At 73.1% G+C, this 19,992-nt stretch carries 17 protein-coding genes; 6 read left to right on the top strand and 11 right to left on the bottom strand.

Translation table 11 applies throughout. The annotated features are described in order from the left end of the window. Positions 1-107: 107 nt before the first annotated feature. Positions 108-500: an SCO5389 family protein gene (locus ACIBNE_RS16570; RefSeq protein WP_005311822.1), complete on the top strand. Its 393-nt coding sequence runs from the start codon at positions 108-110 to the stop codon at positions 498-500. 169 nt (positions 501-669) lie between these two features. On the opposite strand, the gene ACIBNE_RS16565 is transcribed toward ACIBNE_RS16570, so the two are convergent. Further along, complete coding sequence (locus tag ACIBNE_RS16565) at positions 670-1,704, bottom strand: LLM class flavin-dependent oxidoreductase (protein ID WP_399272025.1); 1,035 nt, start codon at positions 1,702-1,704, stop codon at positions 670-672. A 225-nt stretch (positions 1,705-1,929) separates the two neighbouring features. On the opposite strand from ACIBNE_RS16565, the gene ACIBNE_RS16560 reads away from it, so the two are divergent. After that, positions 1,930-2,259, top strand: a complete 330-nt coding sequence (locus tag ACIBNE_RS16560) for an ATP/GTP-binding protein (protein WP_399272024.1) — start codon at positions 1,930-1,932, stop codon at positions 2,257-2,259. Between the two features lie 19 nt (positions 2,260-2,278). Here ACIBNE_RS16560 and ACIBNE_RS16555 read toward each other — a convergent pair whose 3' ends face one another. From ACIBNE_RS16555 to mce, 7 genes are all read right to left on the bottom strand, one after another. Then, complete coding sequence (locus ACIBNE_RS16555) at positions 2,279-3,133, bottom strand: ABC transporter permease subunit (protein WP_399272022.1); 855 nt, start codon at positions 3,131-3,133, stop codon at positions 2,279-2,281. After that, positions 3,130-4,296, bottom strand: a complete 1,167-nt coding sequence (locus tag ACIBNE_RS16550; RefSeq protein ID WP_399272020.1) for an ABC transporter ATP-binding protein — start codon at positions 4,294-4,296, stop codon at positions 3,130-3,132. Before ACIBNE_RS16550 ends, ACIBNE_RS16555 begins: the two co-directional genes overlap by 4 nt. A 155-nt stretch (positions 4,297-4,451) precedes the next feature. Beyond that, positions 4,452-5,231 (bottom strand): ABC transporter permease, encoded by a 780-nt coding sequence (locus ACIBNE_RS16545; protein ID WP_399272018.1) that lies wholly within the window; start codon positions 5,229-5,231, stop codon positions 4,452-4,454. A gap of 3 nt (positions 5,232-5,234) precedes the next feature. Beyond that, complete coding sequence (locus tag ACIBNE_RS16540; protein ID WP_399272016.1) at positions 5,235-6,227, bottom strand: ABC transporter ATP-binding protein; 993 nt, start codon at positions 6,225-6,227, stop codon at positions 5,235-5,237. Between the two features lie 287 nt (positions 6,228-6,514). Continuing rightward, positions 6,515-7,453: a cellulose-binding protein gene (locus ACIBNE_RS16535; protein WP_399272014.1), complete on the bottom strand. Its 939-nt coding sequence runs from the start codon at positions 7,451-7,453 to the stop codon at positions 6,515-6,517. A 125-nt stretch (positions 7,454-7,578) separates the two neighbouring features. Continuing rightward, the gene (gene scy, locus ACIBNE_RS16530) at positions 7,579-11,700 is read right to left on the bottom strand and encodes a polarized growth protein Scy (RefSeq protein ID WP_399272012.1); all 4,122 of its coding nucleotides are present in this window, start codon (positions 11,698-11,700) and stop codon (positions 7,579-7,581) included. 264 nt (positions 11,701-11,964) lie between these two features. Further along, positions 11,965-12,402, bottom strand: coding sequence for a methylmalonyl-CoA epimerase (gene mce, locus ACIBNE_RS16525; RefSeq protein ID WP_399272010.1), 438 nt, complete (start codon positions 12,400-12,402; stop codon positions 11,965-11,967). A 139-nt stretch (positions 12,403-12,541) separates the two neighbouring features. Between mce and ACIBNE_RS16520 the strand changes: the two genes are divergently transcribed. Both ACIBNE_RS16520 and meaB read left to right on the top strand, forming a co-directional pair. Beyond that, positions 12,542-13,744 (top strand): acetyl-CoA C-acetyltransferase, encoded by a 1,203-nt coding sequence (locus tag ACIBNE_RS16520; protein WP_399272008.1) that lies wholly within the window; start codon positions 12,542-12,544, stop codon positions 13,742-13,744. A 30-nt stretch (positions 13,745-13,774) separates the two neighbouring features. Continuing rightward, positions 13,775-14,731: a methylmalonyl Co-A mutase-associated GTPase MeaB gene (gene meaB / locus ACIBNE_RS16515; RefSeq protein ID WP_399272006.1), complete on the top strand. Its 957-nt coding sequence runs from the start codon at positions 13,775-13,777 to the stop codon at positions 14,729-14,731. A 25-nt stretch (positions 14,732-14,756) separates the two neighbouring features. Here the strand turns inward: meaB and ACIBNE_RS16510 are convergent, their stop codons facing one another. After that, on the bottom strand, positions 14,757-14,945 hold the full coding sequence (locus tag ACIBNE_RS16510) for a hypothetical protein (RefSeq protein ID WP_399272004.1): 189 nt from the start codon (positions 14,943-14,945) through the stop codon (positions 14,757-14,759). Between the two features lie 134 nt (positions 14,946-15,079). Further along, positions 15,080-15,628, bottom strand: a complete 549-nt coding sequence (locus ACIBNE_RS16505) for a PepSY domain-containing protein (protein WP_399272002.1) — start codon at positions 15,626-15,628, stop codon at positions 15,080-15,082. An 83-nt stretch (positions 15,629-15,711) separates the two neighbouring features. Here ACIBNE_RS16505 and ACIBNE_RS16500 point away from each other — a divergent pair, with 83 nt between their 5' ends. Further along, complete coding sequence (locus ACIBNE_RS16500; RefSeq protein ID WP_399272000.1) at positions 15,712-16,374, top strand: response regulator transcription factor; 663 nt, start codon at positions 15,712-15,714, stop codon at positions 16,372-16,374. Further along, positions 16,374-17,837 carry an ATP-binding protein gene (locus ACIBNE_RS16495; RefSeq protein ID WP_399271999.1) on the top strand — a complete coding sequence of 488 codons (1,464 nt, stop codon included), beginning with the start codon at positions 16,374-16,376 and terminating at the stop codon, positions 17,835-17,837. Before ACIBNE_RS16500 ends, ACIBNE_RS16495 begins: the two co-directional genes overlap by 1 nt. Positions 17,838-18,028: 191 nt before the next feature. Here the strand turns inward: ACIBNE_RS16495 and ACIBNE_RS16490 are convergent, their stop codons facing one another. Next, entirely contained in the window at positions 18,029-19,990 is a 1,962-nt protein-coding gene (locus ACIBNE_RS16490) for a galactose oxidase-like domain-containing protein (RefSeq protein ID WP_399271997.1), read from the bottom strand. Positions 19,991-19,992: the final 2 nt, after the last annotated feature.

Here is a 19,992-nt window from a genome sequence, read left to right as displayed (position 1 = left end):
AGCGCGCTTACCGTGGAAGCAGGAGGTCGCCGCTCGTGCACTCTGCGTCGTCGTCCTCTTTCCCTGCCCGTAAGGCCCCGCTCCCCGGGGCCGCGAGAGGAGAACCCATGTCGCTCGACGTCTCACCGGCGCTGTTGGAACAGGCCGAGCGAGGCGAGGTCGACGAAGCTGCCTTCGTCGACTGCGTCCGGACCTCCCTGCCGTACGCATGGGAGATGATCAGCTCTCTGGTGGCTCAGCTGAAGGTCGACGGCGGCGAGTTCGCCGACAACCAGACGCCTCCGCCGGACGAGCAGGCGCGCGGCCAGCTGCTGCGCGCGCTTGCCAGCGACGCGATCCGCGGTGCGCTCCAGCGGCACTTCGGAGTGCGTCTGGCGTTCCAGAACTGCCACCGCGTCGCGGTGTTCCCGCTGGACCCGTCGGTAGACGAACGCCTGGCCCGCTTCACTTCCATCAGGGGCCAACTGCTCAACCAGTCGCCCGAACTGCGCGACTGCTGACGCCTTTTGCCGCCGCGTCGCATCGCGGGAGGTGCGACTGATGCCGGGGCGACGGCACTGACCGCTCCAAGGCCCCGCCGGAGGCGCGAACGCCGCGCCGCGGGACGGCGGGGCCGACGGTCCTCGGGGCGCCCGGTACGACGGGCGCCCCGGCGGACCGCCCGACCGCTCAGCACAGCAGCGGCAGCACCTCGGCGCCGATCCGGCGCACGTTCTCCTCGGTCGCGGACAGCTCGCCCGAACCCTCCATCAGCAGCGCGAAGCGACTGATGCCCGTGCGCTCGGCCGTCGTCGCGATGCGGTCGGCGGCCAGTCGCGGCGGCCCCACCGGGTGCAGCCCGCACAGCAGCTCCGTGTACGCCACCGGATCGCGCATCGCGCGGTGCCTGCCGTCGACCGTCACATGGGCGTCGAGCCCCTGCTTCAGCCACCCCGGCATCGCCTTCACCAGCGTCTGCGCCGCGTCGGCCGCCCGGTCCGCGATCTGCGCCACGCCCGCCGACACGTGCCCCGGGTCCGCCACGAGCTCCGCCGGATGGCCCGCGGCCCGCGCCTCGGCCCGCCACAGCGCGACCATCTCCGCCTTGTCGTCGTCCCCGCAGTGCATCCCGAGGAGCATCGGCAGACCGTGCGCGGCCGCCAGCTTCACGCTCCCGGCCGAGGTGCACGCCACGACGACCTCGGGGCCGCCGGACAGCTCCTCGTCCAGCAGCTCGTCCGCCCTCGGCACGACCGCCACCTCGCGGAAGGCGTACCGCTCGCCGTCCGCCGCCACCCTGGGCTCGCGCAGCCAGCGCAGCAGCACGTCCAACGACTCGGGGAAGCCGCGCTCGTACGCCTCGATGCCCGCGCCGAACACCTCCAGGTCGACCCACGGGCCGCCGCGCCCCACGCCGAGCGAGAACCGGCCGCCGCTGGTCACGTGCAGCAGCGCGGCCTGCTCGCCGAGCGCCACCGGATGCTGGGTGGACAGCACGCTGACCGCCGTCCCCACCCTGATCCGGCGCGTGCGGCCCAGCAGCAGCGCCGCCAGCGTCACCGCCGAGGGACACACGCCGTACGGCACGAAGTGGTGCTCGGCCAGCCAGACGGAGTCCAGGCCGGCCTCCTCCGCCACTTCCGTGGTGCGCACTGCTCGATGCAGTGCCTCTCCCTGTCCCTGGCCGGGAAACTGGGCCGCCAGTACAAAAGCTCCTACGCGCATCGCCTCATGCCCTCCTCGCAGCCGACGCGGCTACCCCCTTACCGGCATCAACGTCTGACACGTGCCAAAGGCACGGTCCACCCGCGAAGTTGTTGTGATTGTCCGGTAACGGCCCCCCGTACCGGCCACGGTCTCATGCCGTGCGGGACGACTACCCGTGCCGAATGGCCCTACGCTGTTCGGGAAGTGCCCGTTCAGCCCCGTTAAGCCCCCGTGAGGTGTCACGTGTCCCCGCGCCGCAACCGACCCAAGGACGGCGACAGCCGCGCCGACGCAGCGAGCGACACGGGGGACCGCTACGGCGGTTTCGGCCAGCGCGAGAGCTGGCAGGGGGAGGAGTGGTCGGTGCGCCACGTCGCGGGCGCGAGCTCCATCGGCAAGCGCTACCGCTGCCCCGGCTGCGACCAGGAGATCCCCTCGGGCGTCCCGCACGTGGTGGCCTGGCCGGAGTACGGCGGCGTCGACGACCGCAGGCACTGGCACAAGGCGTGCTGGAACGCGAAGGACCGCCGCACCACGCGGGTGCAGCGGTCCCGTAACGCGCCGAAGTTCTGACCGCCCGGCGGGGCGGGCCCTACACGTCGCGCTTGGCCAGCAGGGCGAAGGCGGCGGCGACGGCGACGGCCGTGACGACGGCCAGCACCGCGAACTGCGCGCCGCCCTCGGCGCCCTCCTCCATGGCCAGGCCGTAGATCGTGGAGATCGAGTTGGGCACGTTGTACTCCGCCATCTTCTCGCCGACCTTGGCGGTGGACTCCGAGATGCTCAGGAACCCGGCCATGATCGGCGGGAGCAGGACCACGCCGAGCATCGCGGTGATCGCGCCCGCCGAGTGCCGCAGCATCGAACCGACCGCGACGGCCAGCAGACCCAGCGTCGAGATGTAGGCGGGAGCCGCGAGCACCGCGCGCGCCCAGTCGCCGCCGGTCAGCTCCGGGACCTCGGGGCCGCTGTGCATCCCGGACGAGGCGAGCACCACCAGCGCCACGCCCGCCGCGGTCACCACGAACGCGAGGACGAAGAAGACCAGCATCTTCGCCGCGAGCACGCGCCAGCGCTGCGGGCACGCGGTGAGCGTGGTGCGGATCATGCCGGTGCCGTACTCCGACGACACCACCAGCACGCCGAGCGTGATCACGCAGATCTGGCCGAGCATCAGTCCGAACACGCCGGGGACGCTGACCGGGGTGTCCAGGTAGTCGGAGTCGGCCGTCTGGGCGGCGACCAGCAGGCCGATGCCGATCTCCAGCAGGAGCAGCACGCTCAGCGTCCAGGTCGTGGAACGGACCGACTTGATCTTCGTCCACTCGGAGGCGAGCGCGTGGCCCAGGTGCGTCGAGCGGACCGGGATCGGCGAGACGTACCCGGCGTGCTGCGGGGCGAACTCGGGCGCTGCCGCCGGTGCCTGCGGCGGGTAAGGGGTGCTCATCGGGCGTCCTCGGGCTTGGTCAGGTCGGCGGGCGCGGCCGCCGGAGGCTGCGGGGCGGCGGCCGGCGCCGCCGGTGCCTGCTGCGGCGCGGCCGCGTACGGGTTCTGGCCGGGTACGGTGCCGGGCGGCGGGCCCGCTCCGGGCGGCGGCGGGGCGTACCAGTTCTGCTGGGGCGCCTGGAAGTCGGGTCCGGGGCCCTGCGGGTGGCCGCCGGGGTGCGGCTGCTGGAGCCCGGCGCGCTGGTCGGCGGTGGAGCGGTAGTCCACGGCGCCCTGCGTCATCCGCATGTACGCCTCCTCCAGCGACGCCTGGTGCGGGGACAGCTCCCAGAGCCGTACGTCCGCGTCGTGCGCCAGGTCGCTGATCTTCGGCAGCGGCAGACCGGTCACGCGCAGCGCGCCGTCCGGCTCCGGCATGACCTGGCCGCCCGCCTCGGTGAGCGCGGCGGACAGCTTCTCGCGCTGCGCGGGCTCGGTCTGCGGGGTGCGCACCCGGGCGAAGTCCGCGGAGTTCGTCGAGATGAAGTCCTTGACGCTCATGTCGGCCATCAGCTGGCCGCGGCCGATCACGACGAGGTGGTCGGCGGTGAGCGCCATCTCGCTCATGAGGTGCGAGGAGACGAAGACCGTACGGCCCTCGGACGCCAGCTTCTTCATGAGGTTGCGGACCCAGAGGATGCCCTCGGGGTCGAGGCCGTTGACCGGCTCGTCGAAGAGCAGCACCTGCGGGTCGCCGAGCAGCGCGGCGGCGATGCCCAGACGCTGCCCCATGCCCAGCGAGAAGCCCTTGGAGCGCTTCTTCGCGACCTCCTGGAGGCCGACGACCCCCAGCACCTCGTCGACCCGGGCGGCCGGGATGCCGGAGAGCTGGGCGAGCGAGAGCAGGTGGTTGCGGGCGCTGCGGCCGCCGTGCACGGCCTTGGCGTCGAGCAGCGCGCCGACCTGGCGCGGCGCGTTCGGCAGCTGGGCGAAGGGCCGCCCGCCGATCGTGACGCTGCCCGACGTCGGCTGGTCGAGGCCGAGGATCATGCGCATGGTGGTGGACTTGCCCGCGCCGTTGGGGCCCAGGAAGCCGGTGACGGCACCGGGCCGCACGCGGAAGGAAAGGTTGTACACGGCCGTCTTGGCGCCGTAGCGCTTGGTCAGGCCGACTGCCTCGATCATTCTCCAGAGCCCCATCGACTGATGTCGTCGTCGGGGCCCACGCCAGTCAGCCGTACGCCCCCGTAAGAGTTAGGAGGATAACCAGCCCTTGACGGTTCCGGCCAAACCGCGCGGGAGGCCGGGGCGGCGGACCGGAGGGAGCGCGGGCGGGCGGCTCAGGCGTCGCGCTTCTTCAGCACGAGGCAGCCGCCCAGCAGCGCGAGCGCCACCCAGCCCACCATGATCGCCAGACCGCCCCAGGGGCCGTACGGCGCCGGGTCCGAGCCCATCGCGTCCGGCACCACCTGCATGATCTTCGAGCCCGCCTGGTCGGGGAAGTAGCGCGCGACGTCCTTGGCGCCCGGGACCGCCGAGAGGATCTGCGAGATCAGGAAGAAGAACGGCATCAGGATGCCGAGCGACAGCATCGAGCTGCGCAGCATCGTGGCGACGCCCATCGAGAAGACCGCGATCAGCGCCATGTAGAGGCCCGCGCCGACGACCGCCCGCAGGACGTTCGGCTCGCCGATGCCCACCCGGTGGTCGCCCAGCAGCGCCTGACCGAGGAAGAAGGAGAGGAAGCTGGTCGCGAGGCCGACCGCCAGCGCGAGGCCGCCGGCCACCGCGACCTTGCTGAACAGGAACGTGGCGCGCTGCGGCACCGCGGCGAGCGAGGTGCGGATCATGCCGGAGGTGTACTCCGTGCCGACCACCAGCACCCCGAAGACCACCATCGCGAGCTGGCCCAGCATCATCCCCGAGAAGCTCACCAGCGTCGGGTCGAAGGTGAGCTGCTCCTCCTTGGAGAGGTCGTCGAACGTCGACTTCATCAGCGCGCAGAGCGCGGCGCTCATCGCGACGGTCACCACGAAGGCGCTGACCAGGGTCCAGACGGTCGAGGAGACCGTACGGATCTTGGTCCACTCCGACTGGAGGACGGCCGGTACGGATGCCATGGGTCAGGCCCCCTCGTTCTTCTGCTCGGCCCGGTAGCTCTGGCCCCACTGCGGGCCGGGTGCGGCGGCGGTGGGCGCCGCGCCGGAGGGCGTGCTGTGCGCGTGGTACTCGACCGAGCCCGCCGTCATCTGCATGAACGCCTCTTCGAGCGAGGCCTGCTGGGGGCTCAGCTCGTGCAGCACGATCTGGTGCTGCGCGGCGAGCTCGCCCAGCTGCTCGGTGGAGGCGCCGTCGATCTCCAGCGTGCCGTTGCCCGCCTCGACGGCGACGAGGCCGCTCTGGTGCAGGACGTCGCGCAACCGCTCTTGTTGCGGGGAGCGCAACCGCACGTAACTACGGGAGTTCTGGCGAATGAATTCGGCCATGGATGTATCGGCCAGGAGTCTTCCCTGGCCAATCACGATGAGATGGTCGGCGGTGAGCGCCATTTCACTCATCAGATGACTGGAAACGAAGATCGTCCGGCCTTCCGCGGCAAGTGCCTTCATCAGATTGCGGATCCAGTGAATTCCCTCTGGGTCCAGACCATTGACGGGTTCGTCGAACATCAGGATCTCGGGATCGCCCAGCAGCGCGGATGCGATTCCCAGGCGCTGGCCCATGCCGAGGGAGAAGCCCTTGGACTTCTTGCGCGCGACGGCGGTGAGGCCGACCGTGTCCAGGACCTCGTCGACCCGGGCCGCCGGGATGCGGTTGCTCTGCGCGAGGCACAGGAGGTTGTTGTACGCGCTGCGGCCGCCGTGCATGGACTTCGCGTCCAGCAGCGCGCCGATGTACTTGAGCGGCTCGGCCAGGTCGCGGTAGCGCTTGCCGTCGATGCGGACCTCGCCGTGCGTGGGGGTGTCCAGATCGAGCATCATGCGCATGGTGGTGGACTTGCCCGCGCCGTTGGGGCCGAGGAAGCCCGTCACCACACCGGGTCTCACCCGGAACGAGAGGTGGTCGACCGCGGTCTTGGCACCGTAGCGCTTGGTCAGGCCGTCGAGCTCGATCATGCGGTCACGTTAAGACGGAGCGCGGGCGCTCGCCACCGGGGCGGGGCGGCGGGGTGGGCCGGGGCGCGCACCTGTGCTTGACGGCCCCGTCCAGCTCAGGCCACCCAGGGGCGCGGGGAACTGCGCGAGCAATTGGATACCGGCCCGCGCCTGCCCCACGCACCCCGAGCGGGCTCGCCACAAGGCACCCCGCCCGGCCCCCGCCCCGCCCCCGCCTCGCGCACGCGAAAGGGCGCCCGCCCGGTCTCCCGGGCGGGCGCCCTCCTCACGACGTACGCGGCAAGCGGTCAGCGCGTCTGCTGCGCCGGCACCCCGCGCGAGATCGGCTCGTCGTCCGCGGGCGTACCCGCCGCCGCGACCGCCGCACCGGTGAGCGTCGCGAGCATCTCGCGGACGTTCGTCAGCTGCGCGTTGATCGAGTCGCGACGGTTCGTCAGCGCCGCCAGCTCGCGCTCCGATTCCGAACGGATGCGGTCGGCCTTGGCGTTCGCGTCGGCCACGATGTCCTCGGCCTGGCGCTGCGCGGTCTCCACCGTCTGGCGCGCCCGGCGCTCCGCGTCGGTCCGCAGCTTCTCGGCCTCCAGGCGGAGCTGCTCCGCGCGGTGCTCGATCTCCGCGAGGCGCTTCTCGGCCTTGGCCTGACGCGAGGCCAGGTCGCGCTCCGACTGCTCGCGCCGCTTGGCGAGGTTCGTCTCGAAGTCCGCGGCGGCCTGGGCCGCCTTCGCGCGGGTCTCCTCGAAGAGCGCGTCGGCCTCCTCGCGCTTCGACTGCGCGTCCTTCTGCGCCTCGGCCCGCAGCGTCTGGGCGTCGCCCTTGGCCTTCTCGACGATCCGGACGCCCTCGTCCTCGGCCTTCGCCTTGCGCTCCGCCGAGAACGACTCGGCGTCGTTGCGCACCTGCTGGGCCGCCGACTCGGCGAGCTCGCGGTGCTGCTCGGCGGCGCGACGGGCCTCCTCGCGCAGGTCCTTCGCCTCCTCCTCGGCGAGACGGAGGATCTTCTCGACGCGCGCGCCGAGCCCGGCGTACGACGGCTCCGCGTCGCTGACCTGGGCCTGGGCGTTCTGCGTTTCGAGGTGCAGCTCCTCGATGCGCTTTTCCAGAGAGGTGATTCGGGCCAGAGCACTGTCACGGTCGGCGACGAGCTTGGTAATGCGGTCGTCCACCTGACCGCGGTCGTATCCACGCCGCACGAGCTCGAAGCCGAAGGGGGAGGAAGTGTCGCTCATGGGGTTCCTGGGTTCCTGTCGAATGAAGACCGGGCTGAGGTGTTAGGGGGAATCCTAGGGGCCAAAGCGGCGTGTCATCGAGCGTATGCCCGTTTGATCTGGAGAATGTCCAGCCTTTTGAGTGGCTAGCCCTCGGAGGACTTGCCACTCGAACGAGTTCCCCCCGCTCCTGCCCCGGCCTTGACGCCGCTGTCCTTGCCGCCGCCGCTGGACGGGGCCTCAAAAGACTCCAACGCCTCAAGTACGTCCTGGACACGGGAGATTTCGGCCTGGATGTCCTCGCGCCTGCGTACGAGCACGTCCAGTTCCTTGCGGCCCTCCGCGATCATCCGGTCCGCCTCGCGCGCCGCGTCGGACCTGATGGTCTCGGCCTCGCCGACCAGCTTGGCCTTCTTCTGCTCGGCCTCCTTGAGCAGCGCCTCCGCCTTCTTCACCGCGGCGATGCGCACCTTGCTCGCCTCGGTCGAGGCCTCCGACACCAACTGCTTGGCCTTGGCCTCCGCCTCGGCCTGCTGCTCGGTCGCCGCCTTCACCAGCGCGTCGCACCGCTCGCCCGCCGTGCGCATCTGCTCGGCGGACTCCCGGCGCGCACGCTCGTGCAGCTCCTCGATCTCGGCCGTGATGCGGTCCCGCTGCTCCTCGGAGCGCTCCCTTATGGCGGTCGCGTCCCGGCGCGCGCCGACCAGCAGCTCGTCGGCGTCCGTACGGGCCTTCTCCACCAGGGAGTTGCCCTCGACCTTGGCCTCGGCCGCGATCCGCTCGGCCTCCTTGCGGGCCGCGCCGACCATCGTGTCGGCCTGCTCCTCGGCCTCGGTGGCCGCGCGCAGCGCCTCCTCCTGGGCCTTGGCGACCAGTTGGTCGGCCTGCTCGGCGGCGTCCGCGCGCCGCTTCGCCGCGGCCTCGCGCGCCTCGTCGAGCGCGCGGTCCGCCTCGTCGCGCGCCTGCGCGCGCATCTCCTCGGCCGCCGCCTCGGCGGCCGCCTTGAGCTTCTCGGACTCCGTACGGATCCGTTCGGCCGCCTGCTGCGCGGAGCCGACGGTCTCGGCGGCGTCCGCCCGCAGCCGCTCCGCCTCGCCCGTCGCGTCCGACACCAGCCGCTCGGCCTCGCCGCTCGCCTCCGTGACCAGCTGGTCGGCCTGCTCGGCAGCGTCCGCGCGCCGCTTGTCGGCGGCCTTGCGGGCCTCGTCGAGGGTGCGCTCCGACTCGGTGCGGGCCTCGTCGAGCGTGCGCTCGGACTCGGTGCGCGCCTCGGTGAGCGTGCGCTCGGACTCCGTACGCGCCTCGGTGAGCGTCCGCTCGGCCTCGGCACGCGCCTCGCCCAGCGTGCGGTCCGCCTCCGCGCGGGCCTCGCCGAGCACCTGCTCGCCGTCCGCGCGGGCCTCCGCGCGCAGCCGCTCGGCCTCCGCCTCGCCGTCCGCCTTGACCTGCTCGGCCGCGACCTTGACGGCCTCGGCCTCGGTGTCGATCCGCTCCGCCTCGCCGCGCGCCTCGCCGATCAGCAGATCGGCCTGGGCGGCGGCGTCCGAGCGGATGCGGTTGGCGTCCTCGCGGGCCTCCGCGCGGGCCCGCGCCGCGTCCTGCTCGGCCGACGCGATGGCGTCGGACGCCTCGGTACGGATCCGCTGGGCGTACTCCGCGGTGTCCGTACGGACCCGCTCCGACTCGGCGATCGCGTCCCCGACGGTCCGCTCCGCGAGCGCCTTCGCGGCGTCCGACTCCTCCTGGGAGCGCGCGCGGATCCGCGCCGCGTCCTCGGCGGCCTTCTCCCGCTCCGCGTGCGCCTCGGAGCGGACCCGGTCCGCCTCCTCCTGCGCCTCGGTCGTCGTGCGCTCCGCGGCGTGCTCGGCCGCCGAGCGCAGCCCGGCGATCTCCTGCTCGGCCTGCTCGTGCAGCCCGGCCACCGCGTCCCGTACCGACTGGGCCTTCGCCTCGGCGGCCGAGACCAGCTCCTGCGCCCTGCGGTCCGCCTCCTCGACCAGGCGCTGCGCCTCGGCCTGCGCCTCCTCGACCCGCTTGCGGGCCGACGCCAGCAGCTCCTCGCTCTGCTCGTGGGCCTGCGCCCGCTCCTGCTCGGCGTCCGCGCGCGCGGCGGTCAGCAGCTCCTCGGCCTCCCTGCGGCGCCGGTTCGCCTCCTCCTGCGCGGCGGCCAGCGCCTCCTGCGCCTCGGCGCCCACCCGCTCGGCCGCGGCCGCGGCCTCCGCGCGGACCCGGTCGGCCGACTCCTGCGCCTCGGTGCGCAGCCGCTCCGCCTCCGCGGCGGCCTCGCCCCGCAGCCGTACCGCGACGGCCTCCGCCTCGGCCCTGGACTGCGCGGCCTCCGCGGCCGCGTCCGCGCGCAGCCGCTCCGCCTCGGTCTCGGCCTGCTCGGCCAGCACGCGCAGCCGCTCGGCGGACTCGGCGCGCTGGCGCTCCGTCTCGTCGGCGGCCTCCTGGCGCATCGCCCCGGCCTCGCTGCGGGCGTCGGACAGCGCCTGGTCGGCGGACTTCAGGCGGGCGTCGGCCTCGCCGTGCAGCCGGGTCAGCTCCTCGGCGGCCTCCGTACGGCGGGCCTCGACGGCCCGCTCGGTCTCCTCGCGCAGCGCGGCGGCGGCCTCCTCGGCGGCCGTCCGCACCGCCTCGGCCTGCTCCTCGGACTCGACGCGCAGCGCGTCGGCCTCGGCGCGGGTGCGCTCCAGGGTCTCCTCGGCCTGCTTGCGCAGCTGGGCGGCGCGCTCGGCGGCCTCCGTGCGGACCCGCTCGCTCTCGGCGCCGGCGGCGGTGCGCTGCTCGTCGGCGTCGGTGCGGGCCTTCGTCAGCAGCTCCTCGGCGGTACGGGCCGCCTCCTCGATCTGCTGGACCGCCTCGCGCCTGGCCTCGCCCCTGATGCGCTCGCCCTCGGCGACCGCCTCGGCGCGCAGCTGCTCGGCCTCGCCGCGCAGCCGCCGCGCCTCCTCCTGGAGCTCGACGGTCTTGGCGCGGTACTCCTTGGTGTCGTCCTTCGCCGCGCCCTTGAGCGCGTCCGCCTGCTCCTCGGCCTCGGCGCGCAGCCGCTCGATCTCCGCCTCGGCCTCGCGGCGGATCCGCTCGGCCTCCTCGGACGCCTTGCGGGTGGTCTCCCGGGCGTCGTCGGACGCCTTGGTCAGGATCTCCTCGGCGCTGCGGGCCGCCTTGGCGAGCTGCGCCGCCGAGTCCTCGGCGGCCGCCGTACGGGCGTTCTCGCCGGCCTCCGTGACCAGCCGCTCCGCCTCCGCGCCGGCGTCGGCGAGCTTCTGCTCGGCCTCCGCCTTGAGCGCCTCGGCCTCCTTGGTGGCCTCGCCGACCAGCCGGGCGATCTCCGACTTGGCGGTGCGGGTGCGCTGCTCGTTCGTCGACTCGGCCGTCGCCAGCTGCTTGGCCGCGCTCTCCTTGGCCTCCGCGAGGAGCTTCTCGGCCTCGGCGCGGGACTCGCGCAGCCGGGTGTCGGCCTCCTGGACGCGCTGCTCGGCGGCGCGGCTCAGCTCGGCGGCCTGCTGGCGGGCCTGGTCGGACTCGGCGGTGGTCGTGGAGCGCAGCTGCTCGGCGTGGGCCGTGGCCTCCTGCGCCTGCGTGGAGGCGGCGGCCAGCAGCCGCTCGGCGTCCTTGCGGGCGCGCAGCAGCGTCGCCTCGGCCTCGGCGCGGGCGCCCTCCGCCTCCGACGCCATGCGCTGACGGGTCTCCTCGGCGACCCGGGTCGCCTCGGCGCGGGCCGCGGCCAGGGACTGCTCGGCCTCGGCGCGGGACTCCTCCATGAGGCGGCGGGCCTGCGCCTCGGTGCGGGCGCGCAGCTGCTCGGCCCAGGCGACGTTCTCGTTGACGTGCGCCTCGACGGTCTGCCTGCGCTCGTTCAGCTCCTGGTCCAGGCGCTGGCGGCGCTGCACCGCCTCGTTGTGCAGCTCGGTCTGGAGCCGCGCCTGGTGCTCGGCGTGCTCCTGGAGGATGCGCTGCGTCTGGGCGCGGGCCTCGCGCAGTTCGCGCTCGGCGTCGCTGCGCAGCTGATCGGCCTGGATCTGGGCGTTGCGCAGCATCTGTTCGGCCTGGTAGCCGATGTCCGCGCTGTCGTACGCGGGCCGCGCCGCGATCGTGCGGCGCGCCTCGTGGAGCTTGGCGCGCAACACTTCGACCTGGTAACCGAGGTCCTCGGCGTGCTGGACGGCCTTCTCCCGCTCGGTCCTCAGCCGGTCCATCTCGGCCTCGAACCGCGAGAGATGGTCGTCAGCCGGCTGGCTCTCCTGGCGTTCGTAGCCCCGCACTGCGCGGTCCCATCCGTCCCCTGGTCGCGAACTCTTCCCGTACAAGCACCGTCCCTGGCGCGGACGGCCCCCCGGGAATGGTGTCAGATCCTCAGATCCCGTGACTGGCCCCGGCCCGGAAGCGCCCACTCTACCGGCCCGGGTATGCGGAGGTCAGTGCTCCGGGTCAGCCGGGAGGAGCGGCCCTTCCTTGTACCCCGCCACATCCCGGGTAACCCACTTTCGCGACTGGTTTCCGGCCAGATTCCGGCCGATCGGCACCGTTCAGTGCTGAGCGGGCTCCTGCGCGGACGTCACCAGCTCGGTCAGCACGCCGTGGCAGTCCTTGGGGTGCAGGAAGGTGATGCGCGAGCCCATCGAGCCGGTGCGCGGCTCGTCGTACAGGACCCGCACGCCCTTTCCGCGGATGTCCGCCGCCTCGGCGTCGACGTCCGCCGTGCCGAAGGCGATGTGGTGCACGCCCTCGCCGTTCTTGGCCAGCCACTTGCCGACCGCCGAGTCCTCCCTGGTGGGCTCCAGGAGCTGGAGGTAGGAGGCCCCGCCGTCGGAGGTCTCGTTGATCTTGAGCATGGCCTCCCGCACGCCCTGCTCCTCGTTGACCTCGGTGTGGAACACCTCGAAGCCGTACGTGGCCCGGTAGAACTCGACGGTCGCGTCGAGGTCCCTGCAGGCGATTCCGATGTGGTCGATGCGCGTCAGCATGCTGCCAGTGCAGCGCTCCGAGGGGTGGTTACGCAACGTGCGCGCGATCACACCGGCTGGCCGGTGACGGGGCCAGTACCGCTCAGTACATTCTGGTTAACCCTCATTCACTTCTCCCAGCCAAGGGGCCGTGACGCGTATGTCTGGCATTTCTGGAACCACGTCCGTGATCGTCGCCGGTGCCCGTACCCCCATGGGGCGGCTGCTCGGCTCCCTCAAGTCCTTCTCCGGCGCCGAGCTGGGCGGCATCGCCATCAAGGCCGCGCTGGACCGGGCCGGCATCGGCGGCGACCAGGTGGACTACGTGATCATGGGGCAGGTGCTCCAGGCGGGCGCGGGCCAGATCCCGGCGCGCCAGGCCGCCGTCAAGGCAGGCATCCCGATGAGCGTCCCGGCGCTCACGATCAACAAGGTGTGTCTCTCCGGCCTCGACGCCATCGCGCTCGCCGACCAGCTGATCCGCGCCGGTGAGTTCGACGTGGTGGTCGCGGGCGGCCAGGAGTCCATGACCAACGCGCCCCACCTGCTGCCGAAGTCCCGCGAGGGCTACAAGTACGGCGCGATCGAGATGCTCGACTCGATGGCGCACGACGGTCTGACCGACGCCTTCGACGGCGTCGCGATGGGCGAGTCGACCGAGAAGCACAACGCCCGCCTGGGCATCGGCCGCGCCGCGCAGGACGAGATCGCCGCCGCGTCCCACCAGCGGGCCGCCGCCGCGCAGAAGAACGGCGTCTTCGAGGCCGAGATCACCCCCGTGGAGATCCCGCAGCGCAAGGGCGAGCCGGTGGTCTTCGCCAAGGACGAGGGCATCCGCGCCGAGACGACCGTCGAGTCGCTGGGCAAGCTGCGGCCCGCGTTCGCCAAGGACGGCACGATCACCGCGGGCTCCGCCTCGCAGATCTCCGACGGCGCCGCGGCGGTCGTGGTGATGTCCAAGGCCAAGGCCGAGGAGCTGGGCCTGGAGTGGATCGCCGAGATCGGCGCGCACGGCAACGTCGCGGGCCCGGACAACTCCCTCCAGTCGCAGCCGTCCAACGCGATCGCGCACGCCGTGCGCAAGGAGGGCATCGCGGTCGAGGACCTCGACCTCATCGAGATCAACGAGGCGTTCGCCGCGGTCGCCGTGCAGTCAATGAAGGACCTCGGGGTCTCCCCGGAAAAGGTGAACGTCAACGGCGGCGCGATTGCCCTCGGCCACCCGATCGGCATGTCGGGCGCGCGGCTCGTGCTGCACCTGGCGCTGGAGCTGAAGCGGCGCGGCGGCGGCGTGGGCGCCGCGGCGCTGTGCGGCGGCGGCGGGCAGGGCGACGCGCTGATCGTGCGCGTACCGGGCAAGTAAGTTTCGTACCGCTGACCGAACGGAGCTGTGATGGTGGACGTCCCCCAGCTGGTGGCCCAGGCCCGGGAAGGGCGGCCGCGCGCCGTCGCCCGGCTGATCTCGCTGGTGGAGGGGGCGTCCCCGCAGCTCCGTGAGGTGATGGCGGCGCTGGCGCCGCTGACCGGCGGGGCGTACGTGGTGGGGCTCACCGGGTCGCCGGGCGTCGGCAAGTCGACGTCGACGTCCGCGCTGGTCGGCGCCTACCGGCGGGCCGGGAAGCGGGTCGGCGTCCTGGCCGTCGACCCCTCGTCGCCCTTCTCCGGCGGCGCGCTGCTCGGCGACCGGATCCGGATGGCCGACCACGCGTCCGACCCCGGCGTCTACATCCGCTCGATGGCCACCCGCGGCCACCTCGGCGGGCTCGCCTGGGCGGCCCCGCAGGCGATCCGCGTGCTGGACGCGGCGGGCTGCGACGTGGTGCTCGTCGAGACGGTCGGCGTCGGCCAGTCCGAGGTCGAGATCGCCTCCCAGGCCGACACCTCGGTGGTGCTGCTCGCGCCCGGCATGGGCGACGGGATCCAGGCGGCGAAGGCCGGGATCCTGGAGATCGGCGACGTGTACGTGGTCAACAAGGCGGACCGGGACGGCGCGGACGCGACCGCGCGCGAGCTGAACCACATGCTGGGCCTGGGCGAGTCCCGGGGACCCGGCGACTGGCGCCCGCCCATCGTGAAGACCGTCGCGGCCAGGGGCGAGGGCATCGACGAGGTCGTCGAGGCGCTGGAGAAGCACCGGGCGTGGATGGAGGAGCACGGGGTGCTCGCGGAGCGCCGGCGCGCGCGCTCCGCGCGGGAGGTCGAGACGATCGCGATCACCGCGCTGCGCGAGCGCATCGGCGACCTGAGCGGTGACCGCCGCCTGGACGCGCTCGCCGAACGGATCGTGGCGGGCGACCTCGACCCGTACGCGGCGGCGGACGAGCTGGTCGCGGGGGTCACGGAGGGGTAGGCGGGGGCCGCCCCCGCGGTGCCCCTCACGTGATGACGCGCCCCGGCTCGTCGGACGCGGGGGACGGCCCCCAGCTCCGGTCGCTGTACTCGTGGTGGTGCTTCCCCGGGTGGTCGGAGCGGCGCGTGCAGAACACGGTGGGGCGGTGCGGATGGAGCTCCGCGCAGCGCGTGACCGCGGACTCGGGGTAGTTCGTCACCGTCGTCAGTCGCATGCCGCGCTCCGTTCTCCGGGGGCGGCAGGGCCCGCCCGTACAACCAGCGGTGCCCACGGAGGCCCGGGTCAGACGGCGGGCCCCCGTCGACCACCCGACCGGACGCACGGGAGGGGATGCGTTCGACCTCGGCGTCAGTCGTCGGTGTCAGCGCCGTCGTCGTCGGCCTGCCGCGCCGGGGCGGCCTTGCCCGTGGCCGCGTCCACCCGCACCTCGTGCTCCTTGCCGCTGCCGGTCCTCAGCTCCACCTCCCAGACCCCGTCCTCCAGCTCGGCCGACGTCGCCCTGTCCTTCGTCGCCCGCTCGGCCCTGGCCACCGCCTCGGCGAGGGTGACCTTCGGGGCGGCGGGCGCCGCGGCGTCGCCGGAGCGCTGCTCCTCGTGGTCGCGCACGACCTCCGTGCCCTTCGCGTCGACCGTCACCTCGTGCCACGTGCCGTCCTTCGCGTAGACGTCGACCTCCCACTCGCCGCCCTCGCCGTCGTCGTCCAGCTCCGCCCCCGCGACCGTGCCGGGGACCTTCGAGAGTGCCGTTTCCACGGCCTTGTTCGCCGTGGCGCCCGCCAGGGGCCGCGGGGCGGGGGCCCCGTCGTGGGTGAGGGCGAACGCCGTGGCGGCGCCGCCGCCCACCAGTACCGCCGTCGCCGTCGCGATCGCCAGGTTGCGCTTCGTGGGTTTCTTCATGCCCCCACTCTCGGGCGGCGACGCTGAACCCAGGCTGAAAGCGCCTGAAGGCCTCTTCAGGTTCCATTTGGGACCCTGGCCCCATGCGCCTGTTGATCGTGGAGGACGAGAAGCGTCTGGCCACCGCCCTCGCCAAGGGCCTCACCGCCGAGGGGTACGCCGTCGACGTCGTGCACGACGGCCTGGAGGGGCTGCACCGCTCCGGGACCGTTCCCTACGACCTCGTCGTCCTCGACATCATGCTGCCCGGCATGAACGGCTACCGGGTGTGCGCCGCGCTGCGGGCCGCGGGGAACGACGTGCCGATCCTGATGCTCACCGCCAAGGACGGCGAGTACGACGAGGCCGAAGGGCTCGACACCGGGGCCGACGACTACCTGACCAAGCCGTTCTCGTACGTCGTGCTCGTCGCGCGGATCAAGGCGCTGCTGCGGCGGCGCGGCGCCACCGCGTCGCCCGTGCTGCGGGTGGGGGAGCTGACGCTCGACACCGCGGCCCGGCGCGTCCACGTGGGGGAGACCGAAGTCGTCCTCACCACCAAGGAGTTCGCCGTGCTCGAACAGCTCGCCCTGCGGCCCGGCGCGGTCGTCAGCAAGGCGGAGGTCCTGGAGCACGTCTGGGACTTCGCGTACGACGGCGATCCCAACATCGTCGAGGTGTACGTCAGCACCCTGCGCCGCAAGCTCGGCGCCGGGCTGATCCACACCGTGCGCGGCGCCGGGTACCGGCTGGCGGGGCGGCGCTGATGCGGTCCGTACGGGCGCGGGCCGCGCTCGGGGCGACCGTCGTGGTGGCCGTGGCGCTCGTGGCGGCGGGGCTCGCGGTCCTGCGGGTGCTGCACACCAACCTCATCGACCAGGCGGACCTCCAGGCCGAGGTCACCGCGCGGAGCGTCGCCTCGCAGGTCGCCCTCGACGTCCCGTACGGGGAGCTGCGGCTGCCCGACGACGAGAACCACCCCGTGCAGGTCGTGGGGGCCGACGGGCGGGTGGTCGCGGTCAGCGAGGACCTGGAGCGGATCTCGGGGACGGGGAGCGGGAGCGTGCGGGCGGTGCGGCCGGCCCCGGAGGAGCGGGAAGGGCCGGGGCGGGGCGGCGACGGGGAGGAGGACGGGGACGGCGACGAGCCCGAGCGGGGGCAGGTCGACGGGGGCGCGCCCGGCTTCTCCTCGGGGACCGCCACCGTCGACGGCGACAGCGCGGACTACCGCTTCGCCGCGGTGCGCGCGACGGACGAGGACGGGCGGACCGTCACCGTGTACGCGGGCGCCCCGCTCGCCACCGAGCAGGGCGCCGTCGCGACCGTGCGCGAGGCGATGCTCGTCGGGCTGCCCGTGCTGCTCGTGGTCGTCGCCGGGGTGACCTGGCTCGTCACCCGGCGCGCGCTGCGGCCCGTCGAGGGCATCAGGCGCGAGATGGCGGCGATCACCGCGTCGGAGGACCTGAGCCGGCGGGTGCCCGAGCCGGGGTCGCGGGACGAGGTCGCGCGGCTCGCCCGTACGACCAACGAGACGCTCGCCGCGCTTGAGGCGTCCGTGGAGCGGCAGCGGCGGTTCGTCGCGGACGCCTCGCACGAACTGCGCAGCCCGATCGCCTCCTTGCGGACGCAGCTCGAAGTGGGCGCCGCGCACCCGGAGTTGCTGGACGTTCCGGGCGCGGTCGAGGACACCGTACGGCTCCAGCGCCTCGCCGCCGACCTGCTGCTGCTCGCCCGGCTGGACGCGGGGGAGGGCGGCGGGCGCGGGGCGTCGGAGCGGGTGGACCTGGGGGAGCTGGTCGCGGACGTGCTCGCGCAGCGGGCGGCGGGGCCGGGGCCCGGTTCGGGCGAACGGGTCCCGGTGACCGCCGAGTTGGCGGACGGCGTGGAGGTGACCGGCTCGCGGAACCAGCTCGCGCGGGTGCTCGGCAACCTCGTGGACAACGCGCAGCGCCATGCGCGCGGCTCCGTCGTGGTGACGGTGCGCGCGGGGCGCGGTGGGGGCGGCGGCGTGCTGGTGGTGGAGGACGACGGGGGCGGGGTGCCCGAGGGGGAGCGGGAGCGGATCTTCGAGCGGTTCGTGCGGCTCGACGACGCGCGGAGCCGGGACGAGGGGGGCGCGGGGCTCGGGCTGGCGATCGCCCGGGACGTCGTGCGGCGACACGGGGGGACGCTGGGGGCGGGGGCGTCGGAGCGGCTCGGCGGGGCGCGGTTCGTGGTGACGCTGAGGTAGGGGGGTGCGCGAGGGGGGTACGTCCGCGTCGGGGCGCCGTTGCCCGGGGGCGCCGCCTTTCGCCTGCGGCGGGCTGCACCCCACCCCGCCCCTTCCCGAAACCCTGCCGGGGGCGTTCAAAAGATCGCGCAGTTCCCCGCGCCCCTAAAAGGGGGCGCGGGGAACTGCGCGAGGGTGGGGCACACCCCGCCCTACTCCACCCGCACCCACTTCGCCACCGACGGAGTCCCCTCCTCGTCGACCGCGAACAGCATGTACCAGCCCGGCGGCACCAGCGCCCGGTCGTCCGGGGCCGTCACCGTCACCGCGTTCGCGCTCTTCTCCAGGTCCAGTTCGATCGAGCGCTGTTCCACGTCCGTCGTGTGCGTGACCGCGCTCGGCCGCATCAGGCGGGCCTTCACGATCCGCGCCGCGTCCTTCGTGCGGAACGTCGCCCTGCCCTTCTGGTCGAACTCCTCGGGGCCGTCGCCCAGGACCGGCCGCTCGTCCTCGTCGCCCCGGTGGAGGTAGGGCGGCGTGAAGACCTCCACGCGCTGCTCGAACGTGCCGAGCTTCGTGTTGTCCGCGTCGTCGAACAGCGGGTCCGAGCCGAACGTCGCGACCCGCCCGTCGGGCAGCAGCAGCGCCTCGGAGTGGTAGTTGCGCCCGATCGTCGGCTCGGCCGCCGCGCGGAAGTCGTTGGTCTTCGGGTCGTAGAACTGCGCCTCCAGGACGTCGCTGCCGCCGCGCCCCCGGTAGTCGCTGGAGCCGCCGCTGGTGAACACCGTGTCGTCGGGCATCAGCACGCTGCTGAGGTAGCGGGTGGCGCCCTGCGGCAGGTCGGGGCCGGTCTTGAAGACGGGCGTGTCCGCCTTGAGGTCGACGATCGCGGTGCGCGCCGTCGCCTTCGCGGACTCGCCGACCCCGCCGCCGCCCAGCACCATCACCTTCTGGTCCTGCGCGGGCGGCAGGATCAGCGAGGCGGAGGTCTCCAGCTGGTCGGTGTCGGTGAGGCCCTTGACCTTCTGGAAGGTGTTCTTCTCGATGTCCCACAGGCCGGGGTCGCGGCCCTTGGTGGCGGGGCCGTAGCCCGCGTTGGAGCCGGTGTAGAAGAGCTTGCCGCTCTGGGTGAGGAAGAGCGCGGGGTACGTGGGGAAGTAGCGGAAGGGGCCCTTGGTCCACTTCTTGCTCCCGGGGTCGTAGACCTCGTTGTCGCCGGGCACGACGTCGCCGACGTCGTTGAGGCCGGACACGGCGAGGACCCTGCCGTCCTCCAGCGTGGTGAGCGTGGGGTACCAGCGGGCGTCCTTCATCGGGGCGACCGGGACGTACTTCTCGGCCTTCGGGTCGAACTCGTACGCCGCCTTGATGCCCTGGAAGTCCTGCTTCTCGGTGGTGATCTTCTGGGCGAGGCCGTAGACGTTGTCGGCCGCCTCGCCCTTCAGCCCCTCGATCTCGTACTGCGCGGCCTCGGTCGTCAGGGCTTCGGGGCCCTCCTTGACGGCCTCGACGAAGACCCGCGCCTCGGACGCGGTGACCTTGGTCTTCCAGGGGCGCATCTGGCCGCTGGCGAAGTACGAGATCTCGAACTCGCGCTTCGCCTTGGGGACGGTGACGTCGAACTTGGAGGCGTACTCGACGCCGGAGGGGGAGCGGAAGACCGTGCCCTTCTTGAGGGTGTAGGACCGGTCGGGCGACTCGTTCTTCACGCGCATGCCGCCGCCCGCGCGCGTCACCTCGCCGTCCAGGACCTCGTAGCGGGCCGTGCCGCCCGCCACCAGGAGGCGTCCGTCGGGGAGTTGGGTGTGCCCCGAGCAGAAGAAGTCCTCGGGGGTGGGGATCTTCTTGAAGGTGTTCTTCGCCGGGTCCCACAGGACCGTGTCGAAGGTGCCCGCGTCGAACTTCTCCTGGTCGTTGCCCGATCCGGCGATCAGGAGCACCTTGCCGGTGTGCAGCAGCGCCGCGTGCATGGCGTTGAGCCGGAAGCCCTCGGGCACGTCCAGCTCGTCCCACGAGCCGCGGTCGGCCTTGTAGCCGGGCTGGTCGATCTTGTACGCGTGGTACTTCTCCTCGGCGAAGGAGAGCGCGGCCGGGGCGTTGAGCGCCGCGAGGACGACCACGGCGCCGCCGCCGAGGAGGGTCTTCTTCATCCGCTTGGAAGGCCGGTAGCCCATGG

It is taken from the genome of Streptomyces sp. NPDC050504 (genome assembly GCF_044458065.1).
In the GTDB taxonomy this organism is placed as follows: Bacteria; Actinomycetota; Actinomycetes; order Streptomycetales; family Streptomycetaceae; genus Streptomyces.
Note: the sequence above shows the minus strand (reverse complement) of the source record. Positions and strands in the feature narration are given on the sequence as shown.